Annotated in this window: 13 protein-coding genes; 4 read left to right on the top strand and 9 right to left on the bottom strand. The window is 60.6% G+C overall.

Annotated elements, in window-relative coordinates:
* The 3 genes from M5C71_RS02000 to M5C71_RS01990 all read left to right on the top strand — a co-directional run bounded on the left by M5C71_RS02000 (position 1) and on the right by M5C71_RS01990 (position 2958).
* Complete coding sequence (locus M5C71_RS02000; RefSeq protein ID WP_103497435.1) at positions 1-672, top strand: heavy metal response regulator transcription factor; 672 nt, start codon at positions 1-3, stop codon at positions 670-672.
* A complete protein-coding gene (locus M5C71_RS01995) occupies positions 669-2057 on the top strand; it encodes a heavy metal sensor histidine kinase (protein WP_248767075.1) in 1389 nt (462 codons plus the stop codon). Before M5C71_RS02000 ends, M5C71_RS01995 begins: the two co-directional genes overlap by 4 nt.
* A 136-nt stretch (positions 2058-2193) precedes the next feature.
* The gene (locus tag M5C71_RS01990; RefSeq protein WP_152739083.1) at positions 2194-2958 is read left to right on the top strand and encodes an ABC transporter substrate-binding protein; all 765 of its coding nucleotides are present in this window, start codon (positions 2194-2196) and stop codon (positions 2956-2958) included.
* Between the two features lie 54 nt (positions 2959-3012).
* Here the strand turns inward: M5C71_RS01990 and M5C71_RS01985 are convergent, their stop codons facing one another.
* The 5 genes from M5C71_RS01985 to M5C71_RS01970 all read right to left on the bottom strand — a co-directional run bounded on the left by M5C71_RS01985 (position 3013) and on the right by M5C71_RS01970 (position 8932).
* Positions 3013-3990 (bottom strand): 2-oxoglutarate and iron-dependent oxygenase domain-containing protein, encoded by a 978-nt coding sequence (locus tag M5C71_RS01985; protein ID WP_152739086.1) that lies wholly within the window; start codon positions 3988-3990, stop codon positions 3013-3015.
* A gap of 227 nt (positions 3991-4217) precedes the next feature.
* Positions 4218-4517 (bottom strand): hypothetical protein, encoded by a 300-nt coding sequence (locus M5C71_RS33630; RefSeq protein WP_283093892.1) that lies wholly within the window; start codon positions 4515-4517, stop codon positions 4218-4220.
* Positions 4456-5424 (bottom strand): propionate kinase, encoded by a 969-nt coding sequence (locus tag M5C71_RS01980; RefSeq protein WP_283093891.1) that lies wholly within the window; start codon positions 5422-5424, stop codon positions 4456-4458. The genes M5C71_RS33630 and M5C71_RS01980 overlap by 62 nt, the downstream gene beginning before the upstream one ends.
* Positions 5425-5453: 29 nt before the next feature.
* Entirely contained in the window at positions 5454-7850 is a 2397-nt protein-coding gene (locus tag M5C71_RS01975) for a phosphoketolase family protein (RefSeq protein WP_103497440.1), read from the bottom strand.
* Positions 7851-7945: 95 nt separating this feature from the next.
* Positions 7946-8932 (bottom strand): universal stress protein, encoded by a 987-nt coding sequence (locus M5C71_RS01970; RefSeq protein WP_103497441.1) that lies wholly within the window; start codon positions 8930-8932, stop codon positions 7946-7948.
* A 297-nt stretch (positions 8933-9229) separates the two neighbouring features.
* On the opposite strand from M5C71_RS01970, the gene M5C71_RS01965 reads away from it, so the two are divergent.
* Positions 9230-10306: an alpha/beta hydrolase gene (locus M5C71_RS01965; RefSeq protein WP_103497442.1), complete on the top strand. Its 1077-nt coding sequence runs from the start codon at positions 9230-9232 to the stop codon at positions 10304-10306.
* A 47-nt stretch (positions 10307-10353) separates the two neighbouring features.
* Here the strand turns inward: M5C71_RS01965 and M5C71_RS01960 are convergent, their stop codons facing one another.
* The 4 genes from M5C71_RS01960 to M5C71_RS01945 form a co-directional block, all read right to left on the bottom strand.
* Positions 10354-11019 carry an alpha/beta family hydrolase gene (locus M5C71_RS01960; RefSeq protein ID WP_103497443.1) on the bottom strand — a complete coding sequence of 222 codons (666 nt, stop codon included), beginning with the start codon at positions 11017-11019 and terminating at the stop codon, positions 10354-10356.
* Positions 11020-11314: 295 nt separating this feature from the next.
* Positions 11315-12373 (bottom strand): ABC transporter ATP-binding protein, encoded by a 1059-nt coding sequence (locus M5C71_RS01955; protein WP_103497444.1) that lies wholly within the window; start codon positions 12371-12373, stop codon positions 11315-11317.
* A gap of 8 nt (positions 12374-12381) precedes the next feature.
* Complete coding sequence (locus tag M5C71_RS01950) at positions 12382-13962, bottom strand: iron ABC transporter permease (protein ID WP_103497445.1); 1581 nt, start codon at positions 13960-13962, stop codon at positions 12382-12384.
* The gene (locus M5C71_RS01945) at positions 13963-14988 is read right to left on the bottom strand and encodes an iron ABC transporter substrate-binding protein (RefSeq protein ID WP_103497446.1); all 1026 of its coding nucleotides are present in this window, start codon (positions 14986-14988) and stop codon (positions 13963-13965) included.
* Positions 14989-15002: the final 14 nt, after the last annotated feature.

The following is a 15002-nucleotide window of genomic DNA, read 5'->3' as shown; positions in this document are numbered from 1 at the left end:
ATGAATATCCTGGTAGTGGAAGACGAACCCAAGGCGGGCAACTATTTACTCAATGGCCTGCAGGAGCAAGGCTACTCCGTCAGCCTGGCCCGCGATGGCGTTGACGGCTTGCACCAGGCCCTGGAAACGTCCTTCGACGTCATCGTGCTGGACGTGATGATGCCGAAGATGGACGGCTGGGAAGTCCTGCGCCGCCTGCGCAAGGAGGCCGACACGCCGGTCTTGTTCCTGACCGCGCGAGATGATATCGCCGACCGTATCAAAGGCCTGGAGCTGGGGGCCGACGACTACCTGATCAAGCCCTTCTCTTTCGCCGAGCTGGTCGCCCGCCTGCGCACACTGACCCGACGCGGTCCGACCCGGGAGGAAGAGCAACTGCAGATCGATGACCTGCAGATCGATGTCATCAAACGCCGCGTCATCCGCGCTGGCGTGCGAGTGACGCTGACCAACAAGGAGTTTGCCCTGCTGCACCTGTTTGCCACGCATCAGGGGCAGGTGTTATCCCGCTCACTGATCGCCTCTCGAGTCTGGGACATGAACTTTGACAGCGACACCAATGTGGTGGACGTGGCGGTGCGCCGCCTGCGCCTGAAAATAGACGATCCTTTCCAGCTCAAGCTGATCCACAGCGTGCGTGGCATTGGCTACCGCTTCGATACGCAACCATGAAGCGTCGTCATTATTCCCTGACACTGCGCCTGGCCTTGGTGTTTGCCTTGCTGGCCTTTGCCCTGCTGGCGACCATGGGGGTCGAGCTGTACCGCGAACTGGAGAGCGAGCTGATACACCGTGACGAAGCCGCCCTCGTCTTCCGCGTCAATCAGTTGCGTAACCTGCTCAATGACAGCAACACCCGGGATCTGATCAGAACCAAGCCCGCGCTGTTTCAGAACATGATGGGCAACCGCGAATCGGTACTCAGCATTGGTGCTCCAGGGGGGCCTCCGTTGCTCGTGGTCAATCCCGGGAACCTCGATATTCCCCAGTTGGTTCCGGTCGCGATGGAGCACACCCTGGAGTTGAGTGATGTCCATAAAGTAGCGGAAGTCGATGGTGCGCCCTTCGCCGCGGTGTCTGCGAATATCGACTCGGGCAAGCTGCAACTGACCATCGGCCGCCTGATGACCGAACGCACCGCGGTGCTGGCCAGCTACCGTCTCAGCGTCTATGTCCTCGCCAGCGTCGCGGCCATTGTCCTGGCCCTGGCCGGCTGGTTGATGGTTCACCGCGGCCTGCTGCCGTTGCGGCGCCTGGCACGCCACGCCCATGGCATTGGCATCGGCAACCTGACCGAACGACTCGACAGCCAGGGCGCGCCGAAGGAGCTGTTACCGATGATCGACTCTTTCAATACCATGCTCGAGCGCCTGGGCAAGGGTTTTGAGCAACTGGCTCACGTCTCTACGGACATGGCCCATGAACTGCGCACCCCCATCAACAACCTGCTGGGTGAAACCCAGGTCGCCATGCAGCAGAACCGCAGCGTTGAACATTACCAGCAGCTACTGGCCTCCAATGTAGAAGAGCTGGAACGCTTGGCGCGCATGCTCGACAACATGCTTTTCCTCGCGCGCACCGACCCCAGCAGTGCCCGTCAGCAGCGCCAGGAGTTGGACGCCGCTGAAGAAGTGGAGCGCATGGCTGACTATTTCGAAGGTCTGGCGGCAGACGCCGACATCAGCATCCGCGCGGAAGGTGAAGGGGTCATCTGGGCCGAACCCGTCCTGCTGCGCCGCGCCCTGGCCAATCTGTGTGCCAACGCGATCAAGTACGGAGCACCTCATTCCGAACTGTTGATCCAGGCCATACCGTCGGACACTGGCATACATCTGCGTGTGTGCAACCAAGGCACCACCATCCCGGCGGAGCACCTGCCGAGACTGTTCGAGCGGTTCTATCGGGTTGATCAATCGCGTGAGCGCTCGGCCCAATCCAACGGGCTTGGCCTGTCGATCGTAGCGACCATCATGCAATTGCACAGTGGTCACTACAGCGTTACCAGCGAGAGTGGCGTGACCTGTTTCGAGCTGTCCTTCCCGATGCGCGAGCAATAAATCGGTTGGATCGATCACCCGTTCATTTGCGCCAAACTCCGGCTTTCTCTCAAATCCGCGCTACGCTAAGTCAGCGGTCGCCATGATTTCTCCGGGCTTTTCCGGGAGCTGCCAGCCGTGCTTGAGATATCAGGTCATGAGCCAGATCACGCGCGTAGCCCATACTCGTACCCAGGCCCTTGCCAAGCTGTGTCTGCCGGCGTTCCTGCTGCTGAGCTATCACGCATGGGCTGCGCCACAACCGATCGACCTGTTTATCATCGACGCGCCCCCGCTGACGCTTGTCGATGACGCCAAGGGGCACGGCATCGTCGGAGATGCCGCCCTGATGGCCATTGCCAAAGCCGGCTATGTCGCTCATATACAGGCGCTGCCCTGGGCCAGGTCGCAAAAATACGTCAGTGAGAAGCAGGACCTCTTGATCGCCCCGTTGTCACGTACGCCCGAGCGCGAAGATCACTTCACCTGGATCGCGCCCATCATGAGCATGGACCGCGCTTTTTTCAGCCTTGAGCACCGGGTGAGCAGCTTCGCCGAAGCCAGGAAGATCTACCATGTGATCGGCGTGGGCCTGGGCAGTGCGCAAGAGGAAATCCTGCGTGCCCAAGGTTTCAGCGACAAGCAGATCCATCCCTTGACCATTGGGGAAAATCCCGCGCAAATGCTTTTGAAAGGCCGCATCGATGCGTGGTTCAACGGTGTCCCCGAAAGCCAGTACATCTGGCCCAAGGTCTCCAGCCGCAAGCTGCTGATGAGCCCCGTCATGAGCACGGTGGATCTCTATCTCGCCTGCTCGAAGCAATGCTCCTCCGAACAGGTCCACGACTTGCGCCAAGCGATTGAAGCGCTTCGCCGTGACGGGACGCTGGCACGGATACAAAAGGACTACCTGTCGCAGTGAGTCGCGAAGGTGTGCCCCTTTTGTACGTGCCATCCTCCCTGCCGTTTACGGCGTTCACTCAACGCCTGGCGCCTTGCCCTTGCGATACGCCATCGAGTCATCGATTCTCTTGAGTATGTAGTCCCCCGCCGCCACTGGCGGATACAGGCTCTGCGCCGAATCGATCCCCAGCTCACAGGGATCGACCAGGGCGCCATAGGTCGGATCATAGAAGGTGGCAATGGAGTAACGCTCATGACCTGAGCGGTTGATCACCCGATGCAAGGTCGAGCGAAAGCGATTGTTGGACCAGCGCGCCAGCAGGTCGCCGACGTTCACCACCAGGCTGCCCGGAATCGGCGTCGCATCGATCCAGCTGTTGGAGCCCAGCTCACGGACCTGCAAGCCGCCGCTGTTGTCCTGATACAGCAAGGTGATGCAACCGTAGTCGGTGTGGGGCGCCACCCCGAATTGATCGGCATCGGCCTGGGCCGGTTGCGGCGGGTAATAGACCATCTGGGTGCGTTGCAAAGGCTTGGTGTATTTGTCGATGAAGAAATGTTCGTCAATCCCCAACCCCACCGCCACCACCCTCAACAGATCCGCCCCGGCCTTGCCGATTTCCTGATAGTACTCGGCCAGGACCTCGCGCAACGACGGCATAAATGCCGGCCACTGGTTCGGGCCGCGCAGCGCCTCACCGGCGAGTACGCTGGGATCGTCTTCAGCCAACTCGAGCCCGATACTGAAAAACTCCTTGTGATCAGGTTTGCTGGCTTCGTACATGGTCGCCCCGCCCAGCGCGTGCCAGCCACGATGGCGCTTGTTGACGGCCGCCTCGCGCTTGACCTCGGTCGGATAGGCAAAGAACTCCGCGGCAGCCGACATCGCCCTGTCGATCACCGGCTGCGGTACACCGTGATTGATGATGTAGAAAAAGCCGGTATCGCAGCAGGCAGTCCGGATGGCATCGGCGGCTCGACGAATACTCGCCTGGTCACCTTCGCGAACACCGGACATATCAATCAGGGGAAGACGGATGCTGGAAGACATATGCACTCCTGGGGGCGTGGTTGAGAGGACATGACGCACTTATTGCTCAGCTGTATATACAGCTATAAGCATTTACCGTGCCGCCCCTCTCGCCCGACACCCCTTTACCGCACGCCAAAGCGCCTACCCACTGTTCAATACCTCCGGTGGGGTGGATTTCCCCGTGACCATTGATTTCCATACGCCCCAACAGTGTGCAATGAGCACGTATCAGGTGCGGCTTTCGGTTACACCCCCTGAGGCAGCAAGGCCAGGCTGTGCCGGGCGATGACCGCGTTTTCGTCAGTGGCAATGACCCATGCCGATACTTTGCTCTGCGCCTGGGAAAGGCAGGCAGACACGGCCTGATCGGGCTTCTCACTGCCGGCGCTTTTTCGAACTACGCCTAACCAGGCGCACCCCTCAAGAATCCCATCGCGCACCTCATGCGCGTGTTCTCCGATGCCACCGGTGAACACCAGCGCGTCAACGCCACCGAGCACCGCGGCCAGCGCGCCGATTTCCTTGACGACGCGGCGTACAAACAACGCTATGGCCTGTTTGGCGGCGTCCGAACCTGGCCATCAGCGTGCGTATATCGCTGGCCTCGCCGCCAGAGACACCCAGCAAGCCGCACTCGTGATACAGCAGGTGTTCGACTGCCTGCACGCTCATGCCGCGCTCACGCAGCAGGTACAGCACGATCCCGGGATCCAGGCTTCCCGGTCGACTGCCCATGAGCAATCCGTCCAGCGTGGAGAAGCCCATGGTGGTCGCGCGGCTGATCCGGTCATGCAGCGCACATAAACTGGCGCCGTTGCCGAGGTGGGCGACGATCGTCCGCCCTTGTGCCGCATCGCGGTCGTAATCGGGCAAAACACCGGCAATATACTCATAGGACAAGCCGTGGAAGCCGTAACGGCGAATGCCCGCCTCACTCAGGGCCTTGGGCAGTCCGTAAAGGGTTTCTAGTGGATCGAGGGTGTGGTGAAACGCAGTGTCGAAACAGGCCACCTGGGGCATACCGGGATACTCACGGGCCAAGTGGAGCATGGGCGCCAGGCACAACGGCTGGTGCAACGGCGCCATCGGCGTCAGCGCCTGCATCTCGCGGATCAGCGACCCATCCACCAGCGCCGCCACCTCGCGCCGCTGGCCGCCATGGACCACGCGATGGGCCGCGGCGCGGACACGCCACCGGGTATTGCTGTCGATCCAGCCCATCAGGTGGCTCAAGGTGGCAGCGTCCATGCCGTCACCGGCACTCGACCAGTGCGCCTGCCGCCCGGCCTTGAGCCGGGTGTCCTGATAACTCAGGCTGGCCTTGTGTTCGCGCACTTCGACACTGCCATGCCCCAGACAGTGGGGCGCTGACAGGCTCGCGTCATAAAGGGAAAACTTGAGCGTCGAAGAACCCGCGTTAAACACCAACAACGCGGGGCAAGGATCATCCATCGTGGTGCACTCCTGTTTTGCCGCAGCCGTTACTGGCCAGGGCCGTCCGCTCCGTTTTCGGAGGCCGGCGTCCATTGCCATTGCGCCACTTCCGGCAAGTCCTGGCCATGTTCGATCAGGTACAGGGCATGCCTTTCCCGGGAGGCCCAATAACGTGCACGCGCGGTCTCGACCTGCGGCTGCAGGCGTGGGACACGTTCAATCACATCCAGGGCCAGTTGGTAACGATCCAGCTGGTTGATCACCGTCAGGTCAAAGGGCGTCGTGGTGGCCCCCTCCTCCTTGAAACCCCGGACATGAAAACGCTCCTGCTGTCCGCGACCGTGCAAAAGCCGGTGGATCAACGACGGATAGCCGTGGAAGGCAAAGATAACCGGTATATCGCGGGGAAAAAGTTCCTCGAAAGCCCCCTCCGATAAACCGTGGGGGTGCTCGCTATCGGGTTGGATCACCATCAGGTCGACCACATTGACAACCCTGACCTTCAGATCCGCTACGTAATCGCGCAACAAGGTCACCGCCGCCAGGGTTTCCAGGGTCGGCACATCACCGGCGCAGGCCATCACCACATCCGGGACCTCATCGTCATGACTGGCCCACGCCCAGCGACCAATGCCACGCAGGCAATGGCTGATGGCCGATTCGATATCCAGCCACTGCCGGGCCGGCTGTTTACCCGCGACAATGACATTGATGTAATTGCGACTGCGCAGGCAGTGATCCGTCACCGATAACAGGCAATTGGCATCGGGTGGCAGGTAAATGCGCACCACCTCGGCTTTCTTGTTGGCCACCAGATCGATGAATCCCGGGTCCTGATGGGAAAAACCATTATGGTCTTGCTGCCAGACATGGGAAGACAGCAACAGGTTGAGCGAGGCAATGGGTTTGCGCCAGGGCACACTGGCGGCGGTTTTCAACCATTTGGCGTGCTGGTTGACCATCGAACCGACAATGTGAATGAACGCTTCGTAGCAGGAAAACAGTCCATGACGCCCGGTGAGCAGGTAACCCTCCAGCCAACCTTCGCAGACATGTTCACTGAGTATTTCCATGACCCGCCCATCGGCGGCCAGATGATTGTCTCCCGGCTCCAGGTCCGCCATCCAGGTCTTGCCACTGACCTCATAGACCGCGTCGAGCCGGTTGGAAGCTGTTTCATCCGGGCCAAACAGCCGGAAGTTCGCAGACGCCAGGTTGCTTCTCATGACCTCTTTCAAAAACACGCCCAGCACACGTGTCGGTTCTGCCTGTAAGGCCCCGGGGCTTGGCAGTTTGACCGCATATTCCGAAAAACGCGGGATTTCCAGGGAGCGCAGCAGCAACCCACCGTTGGCATGGGGATTGGCGCTCATGCGCTGGTGTCCGCCCGGTGCCAGTTCGGCAATGTGGGGCAGCAAGGCGCCGCCGGCGCTGAACAGCTCCTCCGGGCGGTAACTCTTGAGCCATTCCTGAAGTTGCATCAAATGCCTGGGTTGTTGCAGGTCCGCCAGCGGTACCTGGTGGGCACGCCAGGTCCCTTCCACGGGCAAGCCGTCGACGAACTTGGGGCCGGTCCAGCCTTTGGGCGTGCGTAGTACCAGCATCGGCCAGAGCGGACGCTCCGGCACCGACTGCCTGGGCTGCCGACGCGCAGTACGCTGAATTTCGCGCAGCTCCGATAAAATGGTGTCCAGGGTTTTAGCCAGGGCCTGATGCACCGTCTCGGGATCATCGCCTTCGACAAAGTAAGGCTCATAGCCATAGCCATACATCAAGGCGCTGAGCTCTTCCTCGCTGATGCGCGAGAGCAGCGTAGGGTTGGCAATCTTGTAGCCATTGAGGTGCAAAATCGGCAGTACGGCGCCGTCACGCCGCGGGTCGAGAAACTTGTTCGAATGCCAGCTGGCCGCCAGTGCGCCGGTTTCGGCCTCGCCATCGCCAATCACACAGGCGACGATCAGATCGGGATTATCAAAGGCCGCACCATAGGCGTGCGCCAGGGAATAGCCCAACTCCCCGCCTTCATTGATGGACCCGGGCACCTGCGCCGACACATGACTGGAGATACCATAAGGCCAGGAAAACTGTCGAAACAGCTGCAGCAATCCGTCGGCGTTTTGTTCCACCCGCGGGTTGAGTTCGGTGTAGGTCCCTTCCAGATACGCCTGCGCCATGATGGCCGGCGCGCCGTGCCCCGGGCCGGTGACAAAGAGCAGGTTCAGGTCATGGGTCTTGATCAGGTGGTTGAGGTGCACGTAGATCAGATTCAAGCCAGGACTGGTTCCCCAGTGCCCCAGTAACCGAGGTTTTACATCGGTCAGTGCCAGGGGCCTGCGCAACAGCGGATTGTCCTTGAGGTAGATCTGCCCAACGGCCAGATAGTTGGAAGCCCGCCAGTAGGCATCGAGCCCTTCCAATTGATCCTTGTTCAGAAAGTCACTCATGAAGAACTCCGATGGGTGCGAACACGAGCGTTTACTATCGGAGTCGGAGCACTTTCCTGCTTGATCTACATCAAGCCAGTTGGTTTCCCCGGCCTTTACCGAGCCATCAATTCCGGTTGCAATTGATGGGACACGCCATCGGCTTGCGTGCCCTCTTGCGTCTGCGCATATGCATTACAGGACGCGGGAGGCAGTTTGAGTGCAAGCACATTGCAGACGGGATTATCGAGAATCCCTTCCGCGGTGCTCCCGATCGTCGAACTGAGAAGATGGTGATTGGCAGAGCCAATGATCAGGAGATCATAAGTATTACGCTGGATATAGCTACGAATGACGTTGGCCGGTGCTCCCACCAGGAAATGCCGATGTTCCTTGGCGAACCCATGTTCAGTCGCCAATGCATCGAATACGTTCCTGCGGGCCTCATAACTCGGCAACTCAGCACTTGAGCGGGCTGCAGCAATGCTCTTGCAGCCTACGGAGTCGCAGTGGTAGACCGTAATCAGATGCAACGACGCATGACAGGCATCCGCCAATTGCCGGGCCATGCTGATGATCTGGTCATTTTCAGTCGCGCGCGCCTCGCCCTCCAGTTCAATGTCCACTGCCACCAGGATCTTGCGCAGACGAGGGGCTGGTGCTTGCTTGATATAGAGTACCGAGGTCTGGCTGGCACACAACAAGTCCCAATCGAGCGACGACAACACCAGACGTTTTAGATGAGCTTCCTCATGCAAGTCTTTGATAATCAAGTCAGTCCTCAGGTTCTGCGCGTAGGCTGCCAGCTCAAAAGCGGATGGTTTTCCCCAAATAACCTCGTACTGCACTTCAACTCCCTTTTCGCGCAACAAGACCGCTTCGCTGTTCAGCCACTGCCGATAAACATCCATCATGCCGTTGCGGGCGTTGTCCAGATTGACCGAATGGCCGTGCCCGACCACATCAAGTGCCGCTGCATGGACGAAAGCAACCAGATGCAACGCCGAATTGAGTGTCTGCGCCAATCCCCCCGCATATTCCAACGCAGGGGTGTGCACCGGTTGGGAAGGTGCAATAAGCAGTAGACGCAATGATCGGATCATGACTCACCTCGGCATTTGGCAGTCCCGCCGTTGATTGACCCATGTACGCCCGTTCTGCTCATGGTCTGTTTCCATAGTGGACCCAAAGCAGCAGGCGAATTTGATCTCCCTCAACAAGCACGCTGTTGTAGCGCGCCGTCCGCGGCAGAATCCGTCGTGTATCACCGTGTATCTCAAGCCGTTTCGATACAAGCATTTACACCCACAGGGCAATCTTGAAACAGGCCAGATACGTCTCCGCGTTCAAATAAGAGTCAGCCAGAACACCTGACCCTTCGTTTGAAAGGACACCGGAACATGAAGACAGCCCTGTTGAAACACCCCGTTGATAAAAAACGCCGCCTGCTTGGCTCGTCCGTCCTCGCATTCACGCTGATGCAGTTCGGTGCACTTGGTGTCGCCCACGCACAAGCCAGCAACGCAGCAGCCCCGGCAACGGTGAATACTGGCGGCACCAGCAGTGCGGCCCAGTCCACCCCGTTCGGCCCGCTCAAGCATATCGATGCCGGTTTGCTGGATGTAGCCTACGCCGAAACAGGCCCGGCCGATGGTCCTGTGGTCATTCTCCTGCACGGCTGGCCCTACGACATTCACAGCTATGACGCAGTAGCACCGTTACTGGCGGCAAAGGGTTACCGGGTACTTATGCCCTACGCACGCGGCTATGGCGATACGCACTTTCTTTCCGCCGACACCGTGCGCAATGGCCAACCCGCCGCGCTGGCCAGCGATGTCATCGACTTCATGGACGCACTGAAGATCAAGCAGGCGGTGCTCGGTGGCTACGATTGGGGCGCGCGCTCGGCGGATATCGTCTCGGCACTCTGGCCGGAACGGGTCAAGGCGCTGGTCTCGGTCAGCGGTTATCTGATCGGCAACCAGGAAGCCGGCAAGACCCCATTGCCGCCCAAGGCCGAGTTGCAATGGTGGTACCAGTACTACTTCGCCACCGAACGGGGCCGTGCCGGCTACGAAAAGAACACCCACGACTTCGCCAGGCTGATCTGGCAGACGGCCTCGCCGAAATGGGCCTTCGACGACGCCACCTTCAATCGCAGCGCTGCTGCCCTGGACAACCCCGACCAGGTTGCCATTACGGTCTTCAACTACCGCTGGCGCCTGGGACTGGTCCAGGGGGAAACGAAATACGATCCTCTGGAACAGAAGTTGGCCAAGGCCCCTTCCATCGGTGTGCCGACCATCACCCTTGAGGGAGACGCCAACGGCGCACCGCATCCCGCCGCCGAGGACTATGCCAAGCGTTTCACCGGCAAATATGAGTATCGGCTTATCCAGGGTGGCATCGGCCACAACCTGCCGCAGGAGGATCCGCAGGCCTTTGCCAAGGCCATTATCGACGCCGATCATCTTTGATAGCCATTTGAAGGGACGTCGCCCTTGGGTTTGGTGTTCAAACCCCGTCAAAGGGTGACTAACTCCATCTGCAAATACTTCTCGAACCACTCGCCAGCGAGCCTGGCGACCTCCCCAAGGGTGCCGGCCTCTTCAAAAAGATGCGTAGCCCCCGCCACGACCTCCAGCCGCTGCTCACAGCGCAGGACATGACTGCTTTGGAAGTTCAGGCCAAATACCAAGGGGTCCTGTGCGCCGACGATCTGCAAGGTCGGTGCCTTCACCCGTGGCAGCACCACTGTTGCCAGGTCGGTCCGCCCTCCCCGACTGACCACCGCGTGCACTCTGTCCGGGCGCTCAGCCGCCGCCAACAGCGCCGCGGCGGCGCCCGTACTGGCGCCAAACAGACCGATCCGTAACGAATGCAACTCCACATCCTGGCCGATCCAGTCGATCACCTCTACCAACCGGCTGCCCAGCAGGGTGATATCGAAACGCAACTCGCGGGTCAGGTTGTCCAGGCGTTGCTCGGTCTCCGTGAGCAGGTCGAACAGCAACGTTCCCAGTCCCTCCCTGGCAAGGGCTTGGGCAACGTGCCGATTACCCGGGCTGGTACGGCCGCTGCCACTGCCGTGAACGAAGATCACCAGCCCCTTTGCATTCATCGGCAGGAACAAGTCGGCTGACAACTCGACATCCATCAGGTCCAGCGTTCGAGATTGAGGCTCAAGCATCGGAGTGCTCCCGGTTCGTATCCAAGAGGTTCCTTTTCCGGAATAGCGGTCGTGGTCGTCCAGGTCAACAGCAGGATGCTGAGGACGTTGAGGTGGACTATCAGGGTGTTCCCCTGGTTGGATCTGCAACAATGGCGCCCTTGCAGCTTCCATGAAATGACAATCGCAATGTTGACCTGGATCAACAAAGGTACGACCTCGTGCAGCCTTCATGAGATAGCTGGGGTGGGCGCTTCAACAGATTCAGCGGATGGCTTGATTCCGGCCTGGTATCGGCTGGTTTGCTTGACCCATATCAATCACGGAAAACTTCATAGGCCAGTACCTCCCCCTCCACGCTGATGGCCACCTCATCACCCGGCCGCGGGCATAAATGGCCGGGCACGCGCGCAATCAGCGTGGTCGATAGGCCCGTACCATCCGACAGCCCCAGGTGCACACAGGCATCATGCCCGTAGTAGTCCACTTTCAGCACCCTGCCCCGCGCCTGGACAACGCCGGTTTCCACGGCTGAAAGCCTGATCTGCTCCGGCCGCAGCAACACCTGTACCGGCCCGTCGGGCATGGCCGCCATCAGGCGCAAAGGTCCCAGGGCACACACCACGCGGGCGCCGTCGACAATCCCCGGCAACAACATTGCATCGCCAACAAAGCGCGCAAGCTCGGGACTGACCGGCATCCGGTACAACTGCTCAGGGCTCGCCACCTGTACCAGTTCACCCTTCCATAACACCGCGACTTCGCTGCCCATGGACAACGCTTCGGACTGATCGTGGGTGACCAGCAACGCAGTGGCGCCGGCCGCCGACAAGGCCTGCGCTACCGCCTGCCGGGTTTCCACCCGCAGCGCGGCATCCAGCGAGGAAAACGGCTCGTCGAGCAGGACCAGGGCCGGCGCCGGTGCCAGCGCCCGTGCCAGCGCTACCCGTTGCTGCTGTCCGCCGGACAACGAATGCGGTGAACGATTGGCAAAATCGCCGGGCAAGCCCACCAGTTCGAGCAACTCGGCGACGCGGTGGTGGGCTTTTCGCAGTTGCCGCGGCAGGCCGAAGACGATGTTTTCGGCCACCGACAGATGCGGAAACAGCGCGCCTTCCTGCGGCACATAACCGATATGACGCTTCTCCGACGGCACATAGACGCCGGGACCGCTGACCCGCTGGCCATTGATCTGAATCGTCCCCGCGTCACCGCGCTCGAAGCCACAGAGCAGCCGCAACAACGTGGTCTTGCCACTGCCGGACGGTCCAAGAATCGCCACCAGGCTGCCGGACGACACCGACAGATCGACGCCACGCAATACCGGGGTGTTGCCAAACGTCTTGCGCAGGCCGCGAATTTCTACATCAGCCATGTCGATCCCTATGATTGGAAGCTACCCAGCACCGCCGATTTGCCGAACAGCGACATCAGCAGCCAGGTGGAAAACAGTGAAATACCGACCAGCATGGCGGCATACGGCGCGGCGGCAGCAAAGGCCATCGCCGAGGTATCGACCCAGACCTGGGTGGCGAGCGTGTGGGTACCGATGGGTGACAACAACAAGGTGGCGGTCAGCTCCGTGACGATGGTGATAAACACCATCGAAGCGGCGGCACCGATACCGGGGCCGGCCAGCGGCAGAATCACCCGCCATGCCGTTTGCCACCACCGCAGGCCCAACGAGCGGGCCGTGTCTTCAAGACGGGGTTCGATCTGCACCAGCGTGGCGTGTACACCGACCAGTGCCAGCGGCAGGAACAGGATCGAATACGTCAGGACCAACAACGCCGCACTCTGGTAAAGCGGCTGGATAAAGCGGATCGAGATCGAAATCACCGCCAGGGCGATGACGATACCCGGCACGCCCTGCCCCAGATACGCAATACGCTCCAGCAAGGTGCTGATACGACTTGGAAAGCGCGCCAACAAAAAACCCAGGGGCAACGCGAGCAAGGTGGTGAGCAGCGCCCCGGCCAGGCCAAGGCCCAAGGAGGCACAGGTCGTGCTGGTCAATTGCTCCAGCGAGAACTCGGAGGGCGTCACGGCGGCCTCGCTGTGCTGCAGCAGCCAGTAGCCGATCATGCCCAGGGGAACGCCCAGGGTGGTCACGGTCAAACCGGCAAACCCGGCCCATACCAGCCATTTCGCCCGGCCCAGTTCGTAGCGGGTGGCCGATCGGCGTGTGCCACGGTCGAGCCGGTCATAACGCGTGAGGCCGCGCACCTTGAACTCCGCCACCAGGCAGATCAGGCACAGTAGCACCAGCACGCAGGCCAGCAAGGCCGCACCGGCACCGTCGAAGCTGGCACGATATTCGGCATAGATCTCGGTGGTAAAGGTCCGGAAACGCAACAGTGCGAACGCGCCAAACTCGGACAGTACGCTGAGGGCGACCAGCAGTACCCCGCCCAGCAACGCCGGTTTGAGCTGCGGCAGCACCACGCGAAAGAAGCAGCGCCACGGCCCGAGCCCGAGGGAACGGGCGGTTTCCTCCAACGCCGGGTCCATGCCCCTGAGCGCAGCGGAAACCGGCAGGTAAACCAGTGGAAAGTAGGCGGTGGTGACCACCAGCAAGGCACCGGAGAAATCCTGCAACGACAGGCTCAAGGAAACCCATGCATAGCTAGTGATAAAGGGCGGCATGGCCAGCGGCACCGCCGCGAGCACCGCCCAGACACCTCGTCCCGGAAGATAGGTGCGTTCGACGAACCAGGCCACCGCCGTACCGATCAAGGCCGAGGCGAACGTCGCCGCCAGGACAATCAATAAGGTATTGACCGCCAGCTCGCCGACAATGGGCCGGAACAGTAATTCGACCGCGTCATCGTAGCTGAAGCTCGCCGCCTGCTTCAGGGTGAAGGCCAGCGGCGCCAGCACCAGCAGCGCCACGACGACACAGACAAACAAAAGTCCGAACGGCGTACGCCGTTCGGACTTGACCGCAATGGTCGCATTGGCCATTTACAGCAGGCCGGCCTGGCGCAGCAACTTGACCGCGTGGCTATCGTCACCCAGGGTTTTCATATCCAGGGCCGGTGGCGAAAGCTTGCTGAACGGCAGCAGCACAGGGTCCGGAGCAACACCCGCGCGCAGCGGATACTCGTAGGTCACCTTGTTGCCGGCCATCAACTGTTGAGCGCCTTCGCTGGTCAGGTAGGCGACAAACTTATTGGCGGCTTCCTGGTTGCGGGTGGTCTTCAGGACCGCGACGCCCGACACGTTGACCAGCGCCCCGACATCACCGTTGGCGAAGTGATAAAGCGCACTGTGGGTCCCTTTGTCACCGGCTTCGGTGTGCAGGCGCGCCCAGTAGTAGCTGTTGATCACCCCGACGGCAACACCACCACGGTTGACGGCAGCGGTAACGCCTTCGTCATCGTTGAAAATCTGCGAGTTGGTGCGCAGGCCCTTGAGCCACTGCAAGGTGGTGGCTTCGCCCTTGACCGCCAGCATCGCGCTGACCAGGGGCAGGAAGTCGGCATCGGCCGGCGCAATGGCCACCTTGCCTTTCCAGGCCGGCTCGGCCAGGTCGAGCAGCGAGGCCGGCAATTCAGTGGCCTGGACCAGCTTGGTGTTGTAGGCCAGCACGTTTTCACGGGCCAGCACCCCGACCCAATCACCGCTCGGCGAGCTGTAACGGGCCGGGATAGTCGACAAAGTGGCGGGTTGCACGGGGGCCAACAAGCCCTTCTCTTCCAGCAACATCAGCTCGGGAGAGTTTTCGGTGAAGTACACGTCGGCGGGCGAGGCACTGCCTTCGGCCAGCAGTTGCGCCGCCAGTTCCGGACCTTCACCGGTGCGCACCTTGACCGAAATGCCGGTCTGCTTTTCGAAATCCTTGACCAGTTGATTGACGGTCTGCTCGTGTTGCGCACTGTACAGGGTCAGCGAGGCGGCCTGAGAGACGCCGCACGCCAGCATCGCGGCTGCCAGGCAGGCGAGTTGGACAGTGCGCGGCAACGTGGCGTTGAAAACCTTGAAAGACATTCGAAATACTCCCA

This window comes from Pseudomonas sp. MWU12-2345 (genome assembly GCF_023242385.1).
In the GTDB taxonomy this organism is placed as follows: Bacteria; Pseudomonadota; Gammaproteobacteria; order Pseudomonadales; family Pseudomonadaceae; genus Aquipseudomonas; species Aquipseudomonas gingeri_D.
Note: the sequence above shows the minus strand (reverse complement) of the source record. Positions and strands in the feature narration are given on the sequence as shown.